General features: G+C 60.8%; 18 protein-coding genes. 7 read left to right on the forward strand and 11 right to left on the reverse strand.

Going from position 1 to position 21,209, the window contains the following annotated elements; translation table 11 throughout:
* Positions 1-57 precede the first annotated feature (57 nt).
* The 6 genes from ACZZ0G_RS25770 to uxuA all read left to right on the forward strand — a co-directional run bounded on the left by ACZZ0G_RS25770 (position 58) and on the right by uxuA (position 7,414).
* Entirely contained in the window at positions 58-1,077 is a 1,020-nt protein-coding gene (locus ACZZ0G_RS25770; RefSeq protein ID WP_463558052.1) for a sugar kinase, read from the forward strand.
* Complete coding sequence (gene manD / locus ACZZ0G_RS25775) at positions 1,064-2,275, forward strand: D-mannonate dehydratase ManD (protein ID WP_463558053.1); 1,212 nt, start codon at positions 1,064-1,066, stop codon at positions 2,273-2,275. Before ACZZ0G_RS25770 ends, manD begins: the two co-directional genes overlap by 14 nt.
* Before the next feature lie 68 nt (positions 2,276-2,343).
* Positions 2,344-3,375: a Zn-dependent oxidoreductase gene (locus tag ACZZ0G_RS25780; protein WP_463558054.1), complete on the forward strand. Its 1,032-nt coding sequence runs from the start codon at positions 2,344-2,346 to the stop codon at positions 3,373-3,375.
* A 66-nt stretch (positions 3,376-3,441) separates the two neighbouring features.
* Complete coding sequence (locus ACZZ0G_RS25785; RefSeq protein WP_463558055.1) at positions 3,442-4,734, forward strand: MFS transporter; 1,293 nt, start codon at positions 3,442-3,444, stop codon at positions 4,732-4,734.
* Positions 4,735-4,762: 28 nt separating this feature from the next.
* Positions 4,763-6,220 (forward strand): mannitol dehydrogenase family protein, encoded by a 1,458-nt coding sequence (locus ACZZ0G_RS25790; RefSeq protein WP_463558056.1) that lies wholly within the window; start codon positions 4,763-4,765, stop codon positions 6,218-6,220.
* 18 nt (positions 6,221-6,238) lie between these two features.
* A complete protein-coding gene (gene uxuA, locus ACZZ0G_RS25795) occupies positions 6,239-7,414 on the forward strand; it encodes a mannonate dehydratase (RefSeq protein WP_463558057.1) in 1,176 nt (391 codons plus the stop codon).
* Between the two features lie 286 nt (positions 7,415-7,700).
* Here the strand turns inward: uxuA and ACZZ0G_RS25800 are convergent, their stop codons facing one another.
* The 11 genes from ACZZ0G_RS25800 to ACZZ0G_RS25850 all read right to left on the reverse strand — a co-directional run bounded on the left by ACZZ0G_RS25800 (position 7,701) and on the right by ACZZ0G_RS25850 (position 20,100).
* A complete protein-coding gene (locus tag ACZZ0G_RS25800) occupies positions 7,701-9,008 on the reverse strand; it encodes an OprD family porin (protein ID WP_463558058.1) in 1,308 nt (435 codons plus the stop codon).
* 74 nt (positions 9,009-9,082) lie between these two features.
* On the reverse strand, positions 9,083-9,655 hold the full coding sequence (locus tag ACZZ0G_RS25805) for a PPC domain-containing DNA-binding protein (RefSeq protein WP_463558059.1): 573 nt from the start codon (positions 9,653-9,655) through the stop codon (positions 9,083-9,085).
* A gap of 125 nt (positions 9,656-9,780) precedes the next feature.
* Entirely contained in the window at positions 9,781-11,358 is a 1,578-nt protein-coding gene (locus tag ACZZ0G_RS25810; protein WP_463558060.1) for an aldehyde dehydrogenase (NADP(+)), read from the reverse strand.
* A gap of 32 nt (positions 11,359-11,390) precedes the next feature.
* Positions 11,391-12,335 (reverse strand): amidohydrolase family protein, encoded by a 945-nt coding sequence (locus ACZZ0G_RS25815; RefSeq protein ID WP_463558061.1) that lies wholly within the window; start codon positions 12,333-12,335, stop codon positions 11,391-11,393.
* Positions 12,328-13,287: an amidohydrolase family protein gene (locus tag ACZZ0G_RS25820; protein ID WP_463558062.1), complete on the reverse strand. Its 960-nt coding sequence runs from the start codon at positions 13,285-13,287 to the stop codon at positions 12,328-12,330. The genes ACZZ0G_RS25815 and ACZZ0G_RS25820 overlap by 8 nt, the downstream gene beginning before the upstream one ends.
* 16 nt (positions 13,288-13,303) lie before the next feature.
* The gene (locus ACZZ0G_RS25825; protein WP_463558063.1) at positions 13,304-13,759 is read right to left on the reverse strand and encodes a thioesterase family protein; all 456 of its coding nucleotides are present in this window, start codon (positions 13,757-13,759) and stop codon (positions 13,304-13,306) included.
* Between the two features lie 28 nt (positions 13,760-13,787).
* Positions 13,788-15,686: a TRAP transporter large permease gene (locus ACZZ0G_RS25830; protein ID WP_463558064.1), complete on the reverse strand. Its 1,899-nt coding sequence runs from the start codon at positions 15,684-15,686 to the stop codon at positions 13,788-13,790.
* A 15-nt stretch (positions 15,687-15,701) separates the two neighbouring features.
* Positions 15,702-16,745 (reverse strand): TRAP transporter substrate-binding protein, encoded by a 1,044-nt coding sequence (locus ACZZ0G_RS25835; protein ID WP_463558065.1) that lies wholly within the window; start codon positions 16,743-16,745, stop codon positions 15,702-15,704.
* A 158-nt stretch (positions 16,746-16,903) separates the two neighbouring features.
* Positions 16,904-18,109, reverse strand: coding sequence for a CaiB/BaiF CoA transferase family protein (locus ACZZ0G_RS25840; RefSeq protein ID WP_463558066.1), 1,206 nt, complete (start codon positions 18,107-18,109; stop codon positions 16,904-16,906).
* Position 18,110: 1 nt separating this feature from the next.
* Positions 18,111-18,890 (reverse strand): enoyl-CoA hydratase-related protein, encoded by a 780-nt coding sequence (locus ACZZ0G_RS25845; RefSeq protein WP_463558067.1) that lies wholly within the window; start codon positions 18,888-18,890, stop codon positions 18,111-18,113.
* Positions 18,891-18,963: 73 nt separating this feature from the next.
* Positions 18,964-20,100 (reverse strand): iron-containing alcohol dehydrogenase, encoded by a 1,137-nt coding sequence (locus ACZZ0G_RS25850; protein ID WP_463558068.1) that lies wholly within the window; start codon positions 20,098-20,100, stop codon positions 18,964-18,966.
* A 175-nt stretch (positions 20,101-20,275) separates the two neighbouring features.
* On the opposite strand from ACZZ0G_RS25850, the gene ACZZ0G_RS25855 reads away from it, so the two are divergent.
* Positions 20,276-21,199, forward strand: a complete 924-nt coding sequence (locus ACZZ0G_RS25855) for a LysR family transcriptional regulator (RefSeq protein WP_463558069.1) — start codon at positions 20,276-20,278, stop codon at positions 21,197-21,199.
* Positions 21,200-21,209: the final 10 nt, after the last annotated feature.

Here is a 21,209-nt window from a genome sequence, read left to right on the forward strand (position 1 = left end):
CTCGACCACAAGCTTTAAAATGAAACGCCGTTTTAAAAATAATAAGGGCGCGCAGTGATGAAGGTAATTCCAGGGCAATGCCCGCAAACCGCTTTACCCCGCCCCCTTAAAGTGGCGCTGGTGGGCGAGTGCATGATCGAGATTCGCGGCGAGCCGGTCTCGGGTTTCAGCCAGACCTTCGGCGGCGACACGCTAAACGCTGCCGTTTATCTTTGCCGGCTGAATCCGACCGCTCGGATTGTCGCGGACTACGTCACCGCCGTCGGCGCCGATAGTTTCAGTAACGGAATGCGTCAGTTGTGGCGCGACGAAGGTGTCGGCGACCAGCATGTGCGCGTAATCGAGGATGCACTACCGGGGCTGTATTTCATCCAGACCGACACACACGGCGAACGTCGCTTTCTGTACTGGCGTGGCGAAGCGGCCGCGAGGCAGATGTTCGACGGTCCTCAAGCCGCTACTGCGTTGCAGGCCCTAGCGGATTACGACTACGTCTATTTAAGTGGCATCAGCCTGGCGGTTCTTACGGCCGATGGCCGCGAGCGCCTGATGCACGCCTTGCGCCTGGCCCGTGAGGCCGGAACGCGCATTGTCTTCGACAACAACTACCGTCCCCACCTGTGGCCCGATGCCCAGGCTGCGCGCCAGGCCTTTGGTGACATGCTGCGCCTGACTGACCTGGCGCTGATTACCTGGGAGGACGACGCAGCTCTGTTCGGTTATGCCGATGTCGAGGCGTTGTTCCGCGCCTATGAAGAATTTGGTGTGTCTGAAATCGCCCTCAAGCGCGGTGTGGCCTCGTGCTTGATCCAGTGCCCCTCCGGTCGTTTCGAGGTGCCGGCCGAGCAGGTGCAGCACGTCGTCGACACCACCGCGGCGGGCGACTCCTTCAGCGCGGCCTATCTTTCGTGTCGCCTGCAAGGCGGTGACCCACAGTTGGCGGCGCATTGGGGCCATCGACTCGCGGCTCAAGTCGTCCAGCATCGCGGTGCGCTGATCCCCAGCGCCGCCATGCCCAGCCTGAACATGCCTTCATTTTCTTCTGTCGCAGAGGCCCGATCTTATGAAAATCATTGAAGCCCGCGTCATTGTTACCTGCCCGGGTCGCAACCTGATCACCCTGAAAATCGTCACCGATAGCGGTCTCTATGGCATCGGCGATGCGACCTTGAACGGCCGGGAACTGGCGGTGGTCGCCTACCTTGAAGAACATGTGCTGCCCGCATTGATCGGTCGCGATGCGCAACGCATCGAAGACATCTGGCAATACCTGTATCGCGGGGCCTACTGGCGCCGTGGCCCGGTGACCATGACTGCGATTGCGGCAGTGGATATCGCGCTTTGGGACATTAAGGCCAAGGCCGCCAATATGCCGTTATACCAGTTGCTCGGCGGCAAGAGCCGTGAGCGGGTAATGGTCTACGGGCATGCGACGGGCAAGGATATCGAAGGGTGTCTGGACGAAGTCGCCCGTCATGTCGAGCTGGGTTACAAGGCCGTGCGCGTGCAGTGCGGGATTCCCGGGATTGCTACCACTTATGGCGTGGCCAAGCGCAGCGGCGAGCGTTATGAGCCGGCCGACAGCGATCTGCCCGCTGAACATGTGTGGGACACCGCCAAATATTTGAACCACGTGCCCAAACTGTTTGCCGCCGTTCGCGAGCGTTTCGGTGATGACCTGCGCATTCTTCACGACGTGCACCATCGCCTCACGCCCATCGAAGCGGGGCGCCTGGGCAAGGCGGTTGAGCCATTCAACCTGTTCTGGCTTGAAGACTGCACCCCGGCCGAAAATCAACAAGCGTTTCGCTTGATTCGCCAGCACACCACCACGCCGCTGGCGGTGGGTGAGGTGTTCAACTCCATTCATGACTGCCGCGAGCTTATCCAGGAACAGTTGATCGACTACATCCGCGCCACGCTGGTGCATGCGGGGGGCATCACCCATGTGCGACGCATCGCCGACTTTGCCGCGCTCTATCAGGTGCGCACCGGTTTTCATGGCGCCACCGACCTGTCGCCGGTTTGCATGGGCGCGGCGCTGCATTTCGATACCTGGGTGCCCAACTTCGGGATCCAGGAACACATGCCTCACAACGAACGTATCGACGAAGTTTTCCCCCACGCCTATCGCTTTGAAGATGGCCATTTCACCCCCGGCGAAACACCAGGGCATGGCGTCGACATCGACGAGAACCTGGCGGCGAAATACCCCTACAAACGCGCCAGCCTGCCGGTCAATCGCCTGGAGGACGGCACGCTCTGGCACTGGTAAGCGCAGCGTCAACTGATCAATAACGACAAGAACACAGGGCTCCCCCCCGCCCTGTCAGGAGTTACCTGATGAAAGCTTTTCAAGTAAGAGCACCCTTTGAATATGGCCTGGCGTACGTCGATATGCCCCAAGTGGCGCCCGGTGAAGTCAAGGTTGACGTGGCTTACGCCGGTATCTGTGGCTCGGACATGCACATCATTCACGGGCAAAACGCCTTTGTGCAGTTTCCACGGGTAACCGGCCATGAGTTCTCTGGCGTGGTGCGGGAAGTAGGCGAGGGGGTCGAGCAGCTCAAGGTTGGCGACCGTGTGTGTATCGACCCAGTCATCAGTTGTGGCACCTGCTACCCCTGCCGGATAAACCGGCCAAACGTCTGCACGCGGCTGCAAGTAATTGGCGTGCACCGCGATGGCGGTTTCAGCGAGCAAGTGTGTGTGCCTGCCGCCAATGCCCACCGCTTGCCTGACTCGCTGTCCCTGAGCCACGCGGCGCTAGTGGAGCCTTACACCATCGCCCTTAACGTGCTCGATCGCATGCAGCCCCAGCCGGGAGATAGCCTGTTGATCTACGGCGCGGGCGTGATCGGCCTGACGCTGGTGCAAATGGCCCGGGCGTTGGGGATGACCGATATCACCGTGACCGACGTCATCGATACACGCCTGGAAACTGCAAAGGCTCTGGGCGCCACCCGCACCCTCAACGGCAAGGATGTTGATGTCGAGGCAACCATGCGCGAATTAACTCATGGCGAAGGCGTGCCGCTGATCGTCGATGCAGCCTGCATTCCGTCGCTGATGCCGCAAATGGTGCGGCTGGCCTCGCCAGCGGGGCGCATCGGCCTGCTGGGGTTCAACGCGGTGCCGAGCGACTTGGTGCAGCTGGAAATGATCAAGAAAGAACTGACGCTGGTGGGATCACGCCTGAACAATCGCAAGTTCCCCAAGGTGATCGAGCTGATTGCCAGCGGCAAATTGCAAGTGCGCGACCTGATCAGTCATCGCGTCAGCTTCGACGACATGCCGGGTGCCATCGATTTGATCGAAAAGCATCCGGAACAGACCCGCAAGGTTCTCGTGGAACTGAGCGCTGCCCATCCATAGCCGTCTGTAGATACTCGTGCCCCTCAGGGCACCCTCACCGATAAACACAAGAAGCGGGAGGTTCCAATGTTTGGTCAAGGTCGTACTTTAGTCATCATCATGCTGTTCCTGGCAGGCGTCATTAACTATCTGGACCGCTCGGCATTGTCCGTTGCGGCTCCGTTCATCCAGAAAGACTACGGTCTGACGACGGGTGAGATGGGCATGATCTTCAGTAGTTTTTTTGTCGGTTATGCCGTGTTCAACTTTGTCGGCGGTTGGGCTGCCGACCGCTACGGCGCGAAAACCACGCTATTGCTGGCGATGGTGCTGTGGTCACTGTTCAGCGGTCTCACGGTGTTGACGATAGGTTTCGCCTCGCTGGTGTTCATCCGCATCCTGTTCGGCATGGGTGAAGGGCCTTTGAGCGTCACCACGAGTAAGATGGTCAACAACTGGTACACCCCGAAACAAAGGGCGCGGGCGCTGGGTACGTCGATGTCCGGCACACCGTTGGGCGGCGCGATTTCCGGGCCGGTGGTGGGCTTCATCGCCATCAGTTACGGGTGGAAAGTGTCGTTCATCATCATTATGGCGTTGGGCCTGATCTGGGCGTTGGTGTGGTTCAAATTCGTCAAGGACAAACCTCAAGGCAAAGTCGCCGAGGAAATTCTGCAGGCTGAGGCCAAGAGTGAAACGGCGGCGCTGCCGGTTCATCCGCTGCGTTATTACCTCAAGCAACCGACGGTGCTGTTCACCGCGCTGGCGTTCTTTTCCTACAACTACACACTGTTCTTCTTCCTGACCTGGTTCCCCAGCTACCTGACCATGGCCCATGGCCTGAACGTCAAAGATATGAGCATTGCCACGGTCATTCCTTGGTTGTTGGGTTTCCTCGGTTTGGCCATGGGCGGTTTCATTTCCGACTTCGTGTTCAAGAAAACCGAGCGGATGATGTTTTCCCGCAAGGTGGTTCTGGTGACGTGCCTGTTGCTCTGCGCCGCGTGTATCGCCGTCGCCGGGGTAGTCAAAACCCTCTATCCGGCGGTCATCCTCGTCGCCTTGGCCGTGTTCTTCCTGTACCTCACCGGTGCCATCTACTGGGCGATTATTCAGGACACCGTGCCGGCCGCGCGGGTGGGTGGCGTCAGTGGCTTCATGCACTTTCTGGCGAACACCTCGGGCATCATTGGTCCGACCCTGACCGGCTTCCTGGTGCAGTTCACCGGTTCGTTCACCAGTGCATTCTTGCTGGCGGGGCTGTTGACCGTGATTGGCGCTGTGTGTGTGGCTCGCTATGTCAAACCCCTGTCGGCGGTGGATTCCGGTAGGTCGCAGACGCGAATCCCGCAACCAGGTCCGGCCATGAGCCAGCAATAACCCAGTATTAAGCAGAAGGAGCGTGTCGATGCCTGTTGTGAAACGTGTGCCCTCTAACCGTCCTTCCCCTGAGATCGGTATCGTGCATCTTGGCCTGGGGGCATTTCATCGCGCCCACCAAGCGGTTTACCTGCAACGCCATCTCAACCGTCATGGCGAAAGTGACTGGGGGTTGTGCAGCGCCAACCTGCGCTCGAATCGCACATTGGTGGATCAATTGCGCGAGCAGGACGGCCGCTACCATGTGGCCGAGTATCGCGACCGCGAGCAGGTGACCCTGCGTGAGATCGGTGTATTGCGCCAGGCCTTGTATGTGGGCGAGGGCGGGCATGAGCTGGAATTGCTGTTGCAGCGCATGGCCGCGCCGCAAACGCGGATCGTCACGCTCACCGTCACCGAGAAAGGTTACTGCCTGAACCCTGCCACGGGGCAGTTGCGCATTGAAGATCCGGCGATTGCCCATGACATCGCTCATCCGCAAGCGCCACGCACAGCACCTGGAATCGTCCTCGAAGCCTTGCGGCGCCGTCGCACCGCAGGCGTTCCAGCATTCACGGTGCTATGTTGCGACAACATGCCAGACAACGGCCAGCGCACTCGCCAGGCAGTGAGCGCATTGGCGGCGCTGCAGGACGATGGGTTGATGCAGTGGGTCATCGAACACGTGGCGTTCCCTGGCAGCATGGTTGACCGAATCGTTCCCGCCATGGATGGGGAGTCCTTCACTCGGCTGGAACAGCAACTGGATTGCCACGACCGTGCGGCCGTGGTCTGTGAAAGTTTCAGCCAGTGGGTGATCGAGGATCACTTTCCTCTCGGGCGTCCGGACTGGGAGGTGGAGGGAGTACAAATGGTGGACGACGTCCGTCCGTTTGAAACGATGAAACTGCGCATGCTCAACGGCAGCCATTCGCTGCTGGCCTACGTGGGTTTGTGGGTCGGCCACGAAACTGTGTTCGATGCCATCAACGATGCGGATCTGGCGCACTTCATCGAGCGCTACATGGCTCAGGAAGCGGCGCCTGCCTTGGACATGCCGGCGGGCATCGATCTTGTGGACTATGCCAACGATTTGAAGGATCGCTTTGCCAATGACAGCCTGAAACATCGTCTGCGTCAGATCGCCATGGACGGCTCGCAGAAACTGCCGCAACGCTGGTTGACCGGTGCCCAGCGGTTGCTCGACGACGGACGCGGCCTTGCCTGCACCGCGTTGGGTATCGCAGCCTGGATTCGCTACTGCACGCAGCCGTTGCCTGACGGTTCGGCTCACCTTGTCTACGACCCCTTAAGCGCGACCTTTGCAGATCTCGCAGGAAGATTTGAAGGGACGTCGTTGGTGGAGGCTTTTCTCGACCTGAACGAAGTTTTCCCTGCCGCATTGTCGGATCGCACAGCCTTTCGCGATGCCGTGCAATGCGCTTATGACGAACTGGCCCGCGATGGCATGGGCCGTCTTTTGCGCAACTTTGCCGCACTCAATTAACAAGAAAGGAGAACAAACATGGAACAGACATGGCGTTGGTTTGGGCCCAAAGACCCGATCTCCCTGGCGGACGTCCGCCAAACCGGTGCGACCGGTATCGTCACCGCGTTGCACGAAATCCCCAATGGCGAAGTCTGGCCAGTGGACGCCATCGCGGCGCGCAAACAGATGATCGAAGCAGCGGGCTTGAGCTGGTCGGTGGTGGAAAGTATTCCGGTACATGAAGATATCAAGCGTGGCTGTGGTCGGCGTGACGAGTACATCGCCAACTACCAGCAAAGCGTGCGCAATCTTGCCAGTTGCGGCATCGATATCGTGTGCTACAACTTCATGCCGGTGTTGGACTGGACCCGCACCGACCTGGCCTGGGAGTTGGCGGATGGCGGTCGGGCGCTGCGTTTCGATCAAACCGCGTTTGCCGCGTTCGACCTGTTCATCCTCCAGCGACCGGGTGCGCAAGCCGAATACAGCGCCGAGGATATCCAGAAGGCCAAGGCCTACTTCGAGGAACTGACGCCAGTCCAGACCGAAACGTTGGTCAACACCTTGATTGCCGGTTTACCCGGCGCCGAGGAACATTACAGCCTGGAAGACTTCCGGACCTTGTTACGTACCTACGCCGAAATCGATGAAGCCAAATTACGTGAACACCTGGGGTGTTTTTTGCGCGCGGTGATTCCGGTTGCAGAGGAAGTGGGCGTACGAATGGCTATTCACCCGGACGACCCACCCCGTGCCCTGCTTGGCTTGCCGCGTATCCTGTCCACCGCCGAAGATGCCCAATGGTTGCTGGACGCCGCCCCAAGCCCGGCCAATGGCCTGACGTTCTGCACCGGTTCCTATGGCGTACGTGAAGACAACGATCTAGTGGCGATGGCCAAGCACTTTGCACCCTACATCTACTTCACCCACCTGCGCTCAACCCGCCGGGAGGCCGACCCGCGTAGCTTCCATGAAGCCCATCATCTGGACGGCGACGTCGACATGGTTGGGGTCATCAGTGCCCTGGTGGCAGAAGAGCGCAGGCGTGAACGCGAAGGAGGCCCGCGCTTGCCGTTGCGACCGGACCATGGGCATCAACTGCTCGACGACCAGCACCGTAAAAGCAACCCCGGCTATTCGCTGATCGGCCGCCTCAAGGGCCTCGCAGAAATCCGCGGTGTGGAATTGGCCGTGCGTCAACAGTTGGACTGATGGCTTGAAAACTGAGCAAGCAGTAAGCGGGCAACCCCGTTTACTACTTGCTTTGCCGAGCGCCACTGATTTCTCGAAACGTTCGCAGTCTTTTTCCGGTTAGGTATGCTTATAGAGAGTCGTCTCAGGTCTGCTCTCATGGCTACCCTGGCTCACAGCTAAATTCAAAACTGCCCAACCAAACGGCCCAGCCGATCGCTTGGAGAACAAGAAGAGCGCTGACGCGATGTCAGCGCTGAGGCAAAGCAACAACGCATCCTCGAAATACGCGTTGGCGTGATTGATGTTAGAGCAAAGGGATGCTGTAGCTTACGATCAACCGATTCTGATCCTGGTTGCGCGACGCCTCGCTGTTCGATTTGCCGTTGCGCCAACCAAACCCGACCCCTTTCAGCGCACCGGATTGCAGGACGTAATCCAAGCTGATATCCCGCTCCCATTCCTTTTGGTTATCGCCAGAAATCGTCTTGATGTTGTCCCCGCTCAGGTACATGACCGACGCTTTCAAACCCGGCACTCCCAGTGCTGCAAAGTCATACGCATACTGCCCGAAAGACGTGCGCTCACCGGCTCGGGTAAATGTCTGGATCAAGCGATCGGTGTACAAATAAAGACTGACCCCCGCAGCGCCTTTGTCCGGCAAGGCGCCTTGGTTGAGCTGAGTAAAACCGCTGCCGCTGGACACGCTTTGATAACCGGCGGTAATCGCATGGCCACCGAGACTGTAGATCAGCGCCGCGCTCCAGGTTTTGTTGTCGATCTCGCCATCACCGCCCTCGGTATAACCACTGATCTTGTAGCCCGACGTGCCCGAACTATTGGCCCCGGACGAGTCAGTCTTGAAGTAGCGCAAGTCGGTTTTCAGGGACTGACCTTCCGATATCGCCAACGTGTGGATCAGGCCGAAAAACTGCTGGGTATAGTAGTTGTCGAGGTTGGCGTAGTAATACTGCGCGGTCAGGTCCTTGGTGACTTTCCAGTCGCCGCCGGCGAAGTCGAATGCGTTGCTTTCCCGCGTACCGCCCGTGGCCGCCAACCCGGTCTGGTCGCTTGAACCCCGGCCAGTTGCGTGTTCGATTCGACCACCGGTGAAGGTCAGGTCCTTGAACTCCCCCGAAGTGATCTGGCCACCTTCAAAGGTCTGCGGCAGCAGGCGGCCGTCATTGGACACCAGGATCGGCAGCTTCGGCATCAGCGTGCCGAGGCGCAGTTCGGTTTTCGATACCTTGACCTTGCCGGTCAATCCCAGCCGGCTCCACTGATCGACCGCGCTGTTATCAGTGTCCGAAGGAATCATCGAACTGCCCACATGCCGGCCCTTGCCGCTGTCCAGCGTAACGCCCATCAAACCCAAGGCATCAATCCCGAAACCCACCACGCCATCGGTGTAGCCGGACTTGTAATCCAGCATGAAACCTTGTGCCCATTCTTCGGTTTTCGAAGGGGTGGCGGTGCCATCGCGATTGTCGTTATTAAAGTAGAAATTGCGCAGGCCCAGGTTGGCTTTGCTATCGCTCAGGAAGTCCGCGTGTGCCTGGGTGCTCAATGCAATGGCGCCTAGTGCGAGGGTGACAGCCGTGCTTTTGTTGCTCATCTAAATCGCCCCTATTTTTTGTAATTCGAATTCAGGAGGGTGGCTCCCGCAACTGCAGGAGCCTGGAACTTGCGTCAGAGACCCAGAACGTTGGCGCCAATGCACGGATCAATCCCGCGCTCCAGGCGACGCTGATGCACGATCACGGTTATTTCCATCGAACCGGTGGTCACGTCGAAATCGAGGATGTGGCCGCCGTAGGCCTGAAAGGTCGCGTCACCGGCGACACCGTGCATATGGATCGAAGGCAGGTCGTTCTTCCAGGCCACGGAGCCGGTGATACTGGCCATCTCGACGTTGCTGAAGACCTTGGCGTCGAAGTCTTTTTTATCCTTGTTCCAGAAACCGAACTTCACATTGCCGAAGCCGATACCGCTGATGGAAGCGCTCGGGATCTTCTCGGCGATGGCAAGCTTGGTCAGCTCCTTGAAGGCGTTGTCGCCCATGCGCAGAACCATGAGGTAACCGGTGGGGGTTTTGGTGTAGCGCGGTGTGGTTTCAGTTGCACATTGCATGGGTGCTGCCGTCGCGGTGGGGGCGGTTTCTGCAACCGCGAGTGGGGACACGCCTGTATTGATCAGTACGGCTGCGGTGAGCGCCAACATTAACTGGGACAAGCGCAGTGTCGGGTGAAGTTGAACTTTCATGGGTGTTCCTCTGTTGTTATTTTTATGGGGCTACAGCGGTTTTGAAGGCGAGCGTGTCCAGCGCCTGTTTTTCAACAGGCGCAGGAGTTGCTCTAGGTTGTTAGTGGTTGCCTGGTCTGAATGCCTTACAGCGCAGCGCGGCTGCTGGCACCGTCAACCAGTCGGGCAATGCCCAGCGGGTTCGCATTTTTCAATGCATTCGGCAACAACGCATCCGGGCAGTTCTGGTAGCACACCGGCCGCAGGAAACGATCGATCGCCAATGTCCCGACCGAAGTGCCGCGCGCATCCGAGGTCGCCGGATACGGCCCGCCGTGCACCATCGCATCGCTCACTTCCACGCCAGTCGGATAACCGTTGAACAGCACGCGCCCGACTTTCTGCTCCAGCAGGGCCAGTACTTCGGCCAGAGTGTTGAGTTCCGAATCCTCGACAATCAGGGTCGCGGTCAACTGCCCACGCAAGCCGTGCAGCGCCCGGAGCAACTCGGCGTGATCGGCGACTTCGACCACGATGGTGGTCGGCCCGAAGACCTCTTCTTGCAGCAACTCATCACCGTTAACCAATAGGCTGACATCGGCCTTGAACAACTGCGGCCGCGCCTGATTGCCCTGTTGTGCGGCGCCGGCCAAATGGGTGATACCGGCATGTGCCTGAAGGTTGTCCAAGCCGTGGCAATAGCTTTTCAACGCGCCAGTATTGAGCATCGTCTGCGAGTTTTGCTCGCCCATCAGCGCGCTAAAACGTTCGAGGAAAGCGCTGAACTCCGGCGAGCGAATACCCAGCACCAGACCGGGATTGGTGCAGAACTGCCCGGCGCCCAACACCACGGAAGCCGCCAGTTCGCGGGCGATTTTTTCACCCCGCGCCTTGAGCGCTGCGGGCATCAGCAATACCGGGTTGATGCTGCTCATCTCGGCGAACACCGGGATTGGCTGCGGCCGTGCCGCCGCCATGTCACACAAGGCCCGGCCACCGCGCAACGACCCGGTAAAGCCTACGGCCTGAATCGCCGGATGCTTGACCAGCGCTTCGCCGACGCTGCCGTAGAGCAGGCTGAACACGCCATCGGGCATGCCGCTTTTGCGCGCGGCACGGGTGATCGCGTCGGCGACGTAATCGGCGGTCGCCATGTGCCCGCTGTGCGCCTTGAACACTACCGGGCAACCGGCGGCGAGGGCGGACGCGGTGTCACCGCCAGCCGTGGAAAAGGCCAGCGGGAAGTTGCTGGCACCGAACACCGCGACCGGACCGAGGCCGGTGCGGTATTGGCGCAGGTCCGGGCGCGGCAGCGGTTGGCGTTCCGGCAAAGCGCGGTCGATGCGCGCACCGTAGAAATCGCCCCGGCGCAGCATCGTGGCGAACAGGCGCATCTGGCCGCTGGTGCGCGCCCGCTCACCTTGAATGCGCCCGGCGGGCAGGGCGGTTTCGCGGCAGACCAAAGCGATGAAGGTATCGTCCAGCGCCTCCAGTTCAGTGGCGATGGCATCGAGGAATTCGGCACGTCGGGCGGCGGAAAGATTACGGAATATCGGATACGCCGTGGCGGCCGCTTCGGCAGCGGCGTTCACTTCCTCCAAGGTCGCCTGATGGAACCGATACGGCAGCGCTTCGCCGGTGCTGGCGTCGTGGCTTTGCACGGTGTTCGAGCCTTGTGCCGAGCGGGCGCCGGCGATGTAGTTGTGACCTGAAACTTCAAACATGGGAACTCCTTAAGGGCTGTTCAAAATAGTGATCAAGTGAGCCGATAAATGCGTCGGGCGTTATCGTGAAACAGGGCAAGGCGTTCGGCGCGGGAGCGCTCCCGGACGATGGTTTTGAAACCGTCGAACACTTCGCTGAGGCTGTTCACCACGCCATCGACCGGGTAGTTGCTGGCAAACGCGCAGCGACTGACCCCGACAATCGCAATCGCGTCGTTCACCACCACGCGGTTGGCTTCGACGGGCCATGCCTGGCCGGGAATGCAAATGCCGGAAATCTTCAGCGCGATGTTTGGCTCGCGGGCCAGTAGCGCCAGGTTGTCGCGCCAACCAGCCAAACCTTCTGCCGAGCGATCCGCCGGCAGCGCCGTGTGATTGACCACGATGGTCACGTCGGGAAAGTCCCTGGCCAGCTCCACCGCTTCAGGCAAATGCCACCAAGGCGCCTGCAATTCGAAGTGCAGCCCGTTCTCAGCCAATTGGGCATAACCTTCGCGCCAACGGGGATCACGCATGGAGCCCGGCGCCACGTAATCTTCGCGCCAGTCTTCACGGCTGGTGACCGTGGGTTTGTGGCGCACGCCGCGGACCAGCGGGTGCTTGCCGTATTCACGCAAGAGGCTCGGCGCGTCCTCGCGATCCAGCCAGGCCTGCCCGACCATGGCCGCCAGGGTCGGTTCGTCTTGCGCCAATGACTCGATAAAACTCACTTCTTCGCCCGGAGTTTCGGGGTCCCATTCACCCTCGATCACCACCGTCTGCACGATGCGATGCTGTCCGGTCAGCCGACGATAGTCCTGGGGCAGAAAGGTGCGGCAGATCGACGAGTAATCGCCATAACGAAACGGTCGCAATGGCCGGTCGTTGAGCCACGGGTAATAGTGGGCCTCGATATCGAAGTAATGTTGATGGGCGTCGACGATGGGCAGATCTACGTCTTCGCCGCTGGCCAGAAAGCGCGCGCGCCAGTCATCCATGCTGCGGCTCCAGGCGATAGAAGCGTTGAGCATTGCCGGCGAAAACCGCTTCCTGCACGGCACGCCCCATAGGCGCAAGCATCGCGGCCATGCCATCGGCAATCGTGTCGTAGGACGCGCGCAACCCGGCGACCGGGAAATTGCTGGCGAACATGCAGCGCTCGGGGCCGAAGATTTCCAGCGCTGTGATCACCACCACACGATTATCGTGATAGCTCCAGGGCGAATCCTTAAGGCCGAACTCCGAAAGCTTGATATGCACGTTGGGCTGCATCGCCAATGCTTCCAGCCCCTCGCGCCAGCGCGCCATGCCCGAGGGGCTGCGATCCCAGGCGAAACCGGTGTGGTTCAGGGCGATCTGGATCTGCGGAAACATCGCCGCTACTTCGGCGGCTTCCGCCAAGTGCCACGGTGGCACGCGCAAATCCCAGGACAAACCGTGTTCAGCCAGCCGCGAAAAACCTTCCAGCCATTTAGGGTCTTGCATGGTGCCGCGAGCGCCGGCAATCGAGACGTCCGGCGACATCGAAGTCACCGGTTTGGAGCGAATCCCCCGCACCAGCGGACGCGCAGCCTGGGCCGCAAGAATCTCGGCGCTGTCTTCGCGATCGAACCAGGCGTGGGCGACGATGGCATTCGGGAATCCGTAGCGTGCGTTGACCTGTTCCAGCCAGAGGGTTTCGGCGATTTGCTCATCCCGAGCCCGTTCGGCCTCGACGTGTACGGTGCCGATCAGCCGTTGCTTTTCGGTTAGGGCGAGGAAGTCCTCTGGCAGAAAATCACGGCACAAGCTGTGATAGTCGCCGAGGAAAAACTCTTCGTGATACTCGTCCTGCAACCACGGATAACGACCGTTGCCGAGGTCCCACAAGTGATGGTGAGCATCGACAATCGGCAGCGCATCCTCGGCGGCAAGGTTCGGCAAGCCATTGCGTTGGTGCAGCGTGATCATGGGGGCGTCCCTTGGCTTAGCGCGAGGCGAATTGGGAAGGACTGAGTACACCGTCTTCGACTTCACCGGCGGCAGCCGCTTCAGCCTTGGCCTGGACCCGGCTGCGCAGCTTGGCGACGTTGACCACCACGCGGGTATGCGCGGCGGTGGCCACCAGCTCGACGTCGTCGCGTACTTCGACATTGAAGGTAACGCTACGCCCCTCGATCCGCGTGACGGTGGCGACAATGCTCACCGACATGCCCAGCAGCGTGGCGCCGACGTGGCGAATATCCACCGCCGCACCGACGGTGTTTTCGCCGCCATCCAGGAACGTCAACAGATAGTCGAGACAGGTCTGTTCGATGTCATCGACCAGGCGCGGCGTGGCGTAGATGCGCAAATCCTCGCCCAGAAACGAAATGGTGCGTTCCCGGTCGATGAGCAGTTTGCGTTCGGTGGCGGTGCCTGTTTCCAGCGTGGAGAAATTCATGAGAAACCTCGGGATATCAAAGAATGAGTCAGGCGTTAGGCAGGAAACCGATGGAGATCCATGGCACGGCGATCAACACGCCCAAGGCCACCACGAGTGCGCCGAGGTACGGCCAGACCCGACGCATGGCGCCGCTGGGGTCGACCTTGGCGATGGCGCACGCGGCATAGAAACCCACACCAAACGGTGGGGCGAACAGGCCCAGGCCCATGGCGAAGATCGCGACCATGGCGTAATGCACGTCGTTGATGCCTAAGGTCTTGGCGATGGGAAACAGCAGCGGCCCGAACAGCACGATGGCGGGAATGCCTTCAAGGAAACTGCCGAGCAGGATGAACGCCACCGCCGAGATGATCAGGAAGCCCATGGCGCCGCCCGGCACCGTCGACATCACCAACGCCAGTTGATGGGAGAAGCCTGACTGGGTCAGCGCCCAGGCCATGGCGGTCGCGCTGCCGATGATGATCAGGATCGCGCCGGACAACGACGCGGTGCTGACCAGGATCGGATACAGGCGTCGCCAGTCAAAGCAGCGATAGCACAGCAAACCGACGATAAAGGTGTAGGCCACGCCAATCGCGGCGACTTCGGTAGCCGTCGCAACGCCTTCGACCACCGCCGTGCGGATCACGAAGGGCAGGGCCAGCGCGGGTAATGCAACCAGCAGCGAGTGACCGATTTCCTTGCCCGTGGCGCGTTTGCCGGTGGAGGCTTCGCCTTTGCGGTTCTTCCACCAGATCACCGCCGCCATGGCAATCGCGCCCACCACTGCCGGCATGAAGCCGCCGGTGAACAGTGCGGAAATCGACACACCGGTCACCGAACCGATGGTGATCAGCACCAGGCTCGGCGGAATGGTTTCCGACATCGCCCCGGAGGCATTGAGCATCGCCACCAGTTCGTTTTCGTCCTCGCCGCGTTTTTTCATTTCCGGAAACAGCGCCGGGGCGATGGCTGCCATGTCCGCAGCCTTGGAACCGGAAATGCCCGAGATCAGGTAAATGGCGCCGATCAGCACATACGACAAGCCGCCGCGCACATGGCCGATCAACGAGCACAAGAAACGGATCATCGCCCGGGCCATGCCCATGGCTTCGATCAATGCGCCCAAAAACACGAACAGCGGAATCGCCAGCAGAATCAGGCTCGCCATGCCTTCGTCCATGCGCCCGACTACCAGGGTCAGCGGCGTGGCGGTCATGGTCGACAGGTACGCCACGGTGGCCAGGCCGAACGCGACCATAATCGGCACGCCGATGATGATCATCGCCATTACCCCGATCATGAAGAACACGATCAGGTTCCAGTTGCCCATCAGCAACAGCGGGCCTTCCGCCACCCACAACAGCGCCGCCAGGGAGCCGAGCATCGCCACCGACACCGAGAAGTCGATCAGCCGCGCGCTGACCAGCAGGCGGGCGACGCAGGTCATCAGCATCAGGCTCAGGCCGACGGCTATGGCGGACACGCGAAAGGCGTTGGGGATTTCGAGCGCGGCGGTGGTGATGATCCACTCGTCGCTGACGTACTCCCAGGCCGGGGTGAACAGCAGCCCGATAAAGGTGATGACGATCACTGCGCCCAGGGTGTCGACGAAGGCGCGTTTTCCCGCAGGCAAGCGTCCGATAAACGAGGTCAGGCGCATGTGCTCGCCGCGCCGCATCGCCACCACTGAGCCGAGCATCGCCAGCCACAGAAACAGCAGCGAGGCCAGTTCGTCGCCCCAGACAATCGGCTGGTTGAGCACGTAGCGTGAAAACACGTTGCAGAACAACAGGGTGACTTCGACCACCACCAGCAACGCCGCGCTGCCTTCGGTCAGCCAGCGCAACCCGGTATCGAGGGCGCGACCGAGACGAAAAGTGGTTTGGCGTGGGCTGAGTCCGTCAGCGGGAGCAACGTCCGTCATTGGTATTTGGTTTTTCATGACCTGGTCTCCGGCTTAGGACAATTGACCCGCGTACTGCTCGAGCAAGCTCCAGGCTTCCGGGCCGTACTTGTCTTTCCATTGGGTGTAGAAGCCTTTCGATTGCAGGTCTGCGCGGAAAAGTGAGCGGTCGACTTTGTTGAAGGTGATGCCGTGGGCGGTCAGGGACGGCTCCAGGCTGGTGTTGAGGTCGATGACTTGTTGACGCTGAACCAGCGCTGCAGCGTTGATCTGCCGAGAGACAATCTCCTGAATATCGGCGGGCAATTTGGGGAAGGTCTTGCCCGAGGCGACGATCCAGAAACCGCCCCAGATGTGGTCGGTCATGGAGCAGTATTTCTGCACCTCATAGAAGCGTGCGGACTCGACCACCACCAACGGGTTTTCCTGGCCGTCGACGACTTTGGTCTGCAACGCCGAGTAGGTTTCGTTGATGCTGATGCCGGTCGGGGAGGCGCCGAGAGCGCTGAACATCGAGGTCCACAATGGGCTGACCAGCACGCGCAGTTTGAAACCAGCGAGGTCTTGCGGGGTGTTGATCGGCCGGGTCGAACTGGTGATCTGGCGGAAGCCGTTGTTCCAGACTTTTTCCATCGGGATCAGGCCGACTTTCTCGGTCTTGGCGCGCACGTACTCGCCGAGCTTGCCGTCCAGCGCAGCCCAGACACTCTCATAATCCTTGAACGCGAAGGGCATGCTTTCGATCGACATGGCCGGCACCAGGGTCGAAAGAATTGCGCCTGGCAACGGAATGAAATCGATAGCCCCGGCACGCACCTGGGACAGCATGTCGGTGTCGCCGCCCATGGCGCCGTTGGCGTACACCTGCAAGTCCACGGCACCGTTGGTTTCAGCCTTGATCGCTTCGGACGCGGCTTTCATCTGTTTGTTCAGCGGATGGGTGTCGGGCAGGCTGCTGGTGTAGCGCAACACGATGGGTTTGGTCGCGGCGAAGACGCCGGAGGGCAGCAGGTTGGCGGCGAAGGCGCCACCCACGGTGATGCCGGCAGATTGCAGGAATGATCGGCGGCTAACGGCCTCGGTCAAGATACGGCTCATGATGTTCACCTTATTGTTTTTGTAGTTGTTCAGTTCGTTAAGCGAGCACGGTTCCTTGTGGGAGTGAGCCTGCTCGCGAAAGCGGTGGGTCAGTCAACACAGATGTCGAGGCTGACGGCCCCTTCGCGAGCAGGCTCGCTCCCACAAGGGGAATTGCGTCAGGCCAGTGCCACCACGGCTTTGCTTTTGATCAATTCGTCGATCTCATCGTCCGCGTAGCCGCTTTCCCTCAGTACCTCACGGGTGTGCTCACCCAGCAGTGGCGCATGGCGGCTGGTCGGTGGCGCGGCGTTGTCCATGTCGGAGAAGTGAATCGGCAGGCCCATGCCGCGCACCCGGCCTTCGGTGGGGTGTTCGGTTTCCACCACCATGCCGCGCGCGATGGTTTGCGGGTGGGCGAGGGCGGCGGCGATGTCCAGCACCGGTCCAGCGGGCAGGCCGAGGCTGTCGAACAACACCATCCATTCATCGGTAGTGCGCGCCACCAGCACTTCGTTGAGGATGTCCACCAGGGCCAGGCGATGCTCCATGCGCAAGGCGTTGCTGGCGAAGCGCGGGTCGGCTTTGAGTTGCGGCACGGCCAGGGCTTCGACCAGGCGCTCGTAGTTGGCCTGGTTGGCGGCGCCGATGTTGATCCAGCCATCGGCGGTGCGGAACACCTGGTACGGCGCGCTGGTGGAGTTGGCCGAACCCATCTTCGGCAGGATGGTGCCGTCGGCGAAAAACGCCGCCGCCGGCCAGTACATCTGTTGGAGGCCAGCCTCGAACAGCGAGGTGTCGACCATTTGCCCAAGACCGGTTTTCTGCTTCGCGGCGTAGGCGGCGCAGATGCCTAGAGTTGCGAGGATGCCGGAGTTGATGTCCGCCACCGGCGAGCCGGCCTTGACCGGTTCACGCCCCGCCTCACCGGTCATACTCATCATGCCGCTCATGCCTTGGGCGATCAGGTCGAAACCACCTTTTTCACCGAAAGGCCCGCTGCGCCCGTAGCCGGAAATCGCGCAGTAGATCAACCCCGGATTGATCTCTTTCAGCGCTTCGTAACCCAGGCCGAATTTTTCCATGGTGCCGGCCCGGTAGTTTTCCGTGACCACATCGGCATCCAGCAGCAGGCGACGTAGCACGTCGCGGCCGCCGTCGGTCTTCAGGTTCAGGCCGATCCCGCGCTTGTTGCGGTTGACCACCATGAACGAGGCGGATTCGCCGCTGGCCATGATCGGCGAGAAGCGCCGCGAGTCGTCACCGTCCGGGACTTTCTCAACCTTCACCACGTCGGCGCCCATGTCGGCCAGCATCATCCCGCACACCGGCCCGGACATGATGTGAGCCAGTTCTACAACACGCATACCTGTAAGCGGTCCCATGTCATTTACCCTCGAAGTGTGGTTTGGCTTTGGCGATGAATGCGTTCAGGCCAGTCTGGAAATCGTCGGTGTCGTAGCAGGAGTAACTCGCGTCGATCTGCTCGGCGGTGGGTGCCACACCGGCCTCAAGCTGCAACGCCGCCTGGCGATGCCAACGGGCAACCAGCGGCGCGCCCTGGGTGATGCGTTTGGCGGTGGCGAGGGTTTCGGATTCGACCTCGGCGTCCGGGACGACCCGGGTTACGAGGTTTTTCACATAGGCGTCGTTGGCGTCGAGAATGCGGCCCTCCAGGAGGATTTCCAGGGTCGTCGAGCGCCCGGCCAGCGCCACCAGCCCGGCCATTTCGTCATAGGACATGACCAACCCGAGCTTGCCCACGGGGGCGCCGAAACGGCTGGAGCTGCCGCAGATGCGCAGGTCGCACAACGCAGCGATTTCCAGACCGCCGCCGACGCACACGCCGTGGATCATGGCGATCACCGGGTGCGGGCATTCGACGACGGCGCGCATGGCCGCCGAGGTGATTTCGGCATAGTGGCGAGCTTGGCCCTGATTGGCACGCACGCTCGGGAACTCGCTGACATCGGCGCCAGCGGCAAAGGCTTGCTCGCCGGCACCGCGCAACACCACGCAACGCACGCTGGTGTCAGCGGACAGTTCGCGCATGACGTCCCCCAGGTCCTGCCACATGGACAGGGTCAGGGCGTTCATTTTCCCAGGGTGGCTGAGGGTGACGATGACAATGGCGGCTTGCCGTTCGATAAGGACGGTGGGCTTCATGATTGTTCCGCTGTCGTCAGCTGGGCCGAGGACGCGGTTGCCTCCTGATTTATTGTTGTTGGATAGCGCTTGCTTACAGCGATTGTTCGAGCATCGACCGGTAGTCCGCCGGCGAGGCTTCCCGAGGGTTGGTCTTGTGGCTGTGATCGTGCAGGGCGCCTTCGATGATCCCGGCGAACAGGCTTTCATCGACGCCGATCTCGCTCAGGCGGGTCGGCAGGCCCAGGCGTCGGGTCATGTCTTCGATGGCGACGCCGATATCGGCCCCGGCTGCAAGGCCCATGGCGTGGCGCAGTCGTTCGAGTTTGCGCTCGTTACGCACGGTCGGGGCGTTGGCGTTGAAGTCGACGACGGCCGGCAAAAAGATCGCGTTCAACGTGCCGTGGTGCAGCCTCGGATTGATCCCGCCCAAGGCGTGGGACAGGCTGTGTACACAACCCAATCCTTTCTGGAACGCGAGGGCGCCTTGCATCGACGCGCTCATCATGTTCATCCGTGCTTCACGATCACCGGGCTCGGTGGTGGCGCGTTCGATGTGCTCCCAGGCGCGCCACAGGCCATCGAGGGCAATGCCGTCGGCCGCAGGATTGAAGGCCGGAGCCATGAAGGTTTCGATGCAATGGGCGATGGCGTCCATGCCGGTGGCAGCGGTGAGCATCGGTGGCAGGCCGAGGGTCAGTTCCGGGTCGCAGATGGCCACGCGTGGCACCACAAACGGTGAGATGACGCCGACTTTGCGGCCGTCGTCGAGAATCAGGATGGCGCCGCGACCGACTTCGCTGCCGGTGCCGGCGGTGGTCGGAATCGCGATCAGCGGTGCGGTAGCCGAGGTGATGCGATCCAGTCCGCCCTCGATCACCGCGAAGCTTTGCAGCGGGCCGTCGTGGGTGGCGCAGACCGCCACGCCTTTGGCCAGATCGATGGACGAACCACCGCCGACCGCGATGATGCCGTTGCACTCGCCGAGGCGATATTGCGCGACGGCTTCGCGTACGGCGTGTTCGTTGGGATTGGGTGGTGTGGCGTCGAAAATCGTTGGGGCGCTGCCACCGAGGGCGGCGATGACTTTGTCGACGATGCCGGCGTTGCGCACGCCAATGTCAGTGACGATCAGTGGCCGGGTGATGCCGGCGCGCTCGGCTTCGGCGGCCAGATGCGCCAGGCTGTCGTAGCCGAACTGGATTTTGGTGACGTAATTGATGAGGGACATGATTGACCACAAGTTATACAGGATTGTTGTTGTTGCAATCGGTCCGGGGCAGGAGGGCTATTGCTCTCTGGTCAAACCCATTGCATTGCCTGGTTGTGGGGTGGACTATAGGGCCGTCGTGGCGAGCCACGATACTGACAACTTTCGATACCTCTATAACTTTTAGTTAAGCCTGATGACGCCCTCACTGAACTCGATCATGTCCCGCCTGCACATCAAGCAGCTTCGTTTGCTGATTGCGCTGGATGAGCACGGCTCCTTGCTGGGCGCGGCCAAACAGGTCGCGCTGACCCAGCCCGGCGCCAGCAAAGCCCTGCAGGAAATTGAAACCACCTTCGGCACTTCGCTGTTCACCCGGACTAACCGCGGGCTTGAACCGAACGACGCCGGGCGCTCGGTGATTCGCTACGCGCGGTTGATCCAGACCGACCTCGCGCACCTGCGCGAAGAGATTATCGGCATCATGAGCGGCGAGGGCGGGCGGGTTTCGGTTGGCACCATCATGGGCGCCGTGCCGCTGCTGACCACCGCGATCAGCCGGGTGATTGCCGACCACCCCAAGCTGTCCATCGAAATCGTCGAAGACACCAGCGCCGCGCTGCTCAGCCAACTCGACGCCGGGCGTCTGGACCTGGCGATCTGCCGAACTACGATCAGCACCACTCCTTTTTTGTATGAGAGCTCGACGTTCGTCGAAGAAACCCTGGCGGTGATCGCCAGCACCCAACATCCGTTCGCCTACGCTCGGCAGCTCTCGCTCAAGGACCTGATGGATTACCGCTGGGTGGTCTATCGCGCCAACATGCCCATGCGATTGCTGCTGGAGCGCGAATTCCACGAAGCCGACTTGCGTTTCCCGGTGCACCTGCTGGAAACCACCTCGGCCTTCGCCACGTTGTCGCTGCTCCAGGAAAACCCGACCCTCGTTGCACTGGTGTCCACCGACGTGGCCAAGTTCTGCTCCGGCTACGGCTTCACCACCACGCTGCCGCTACCGATCACCTCGCGCAGCGAACCCTATGAACTGGTGTCGCGCAAAAACGTGCCGGACTCGCCAGCCGCGCGGCTGTTACGGGAGGCGTTGCTGAACCCGGTGTGAGGCTCTTCGA

It is taken from the genome of Pseudomonas sp. AC169, from assembly GCF_979258515.1.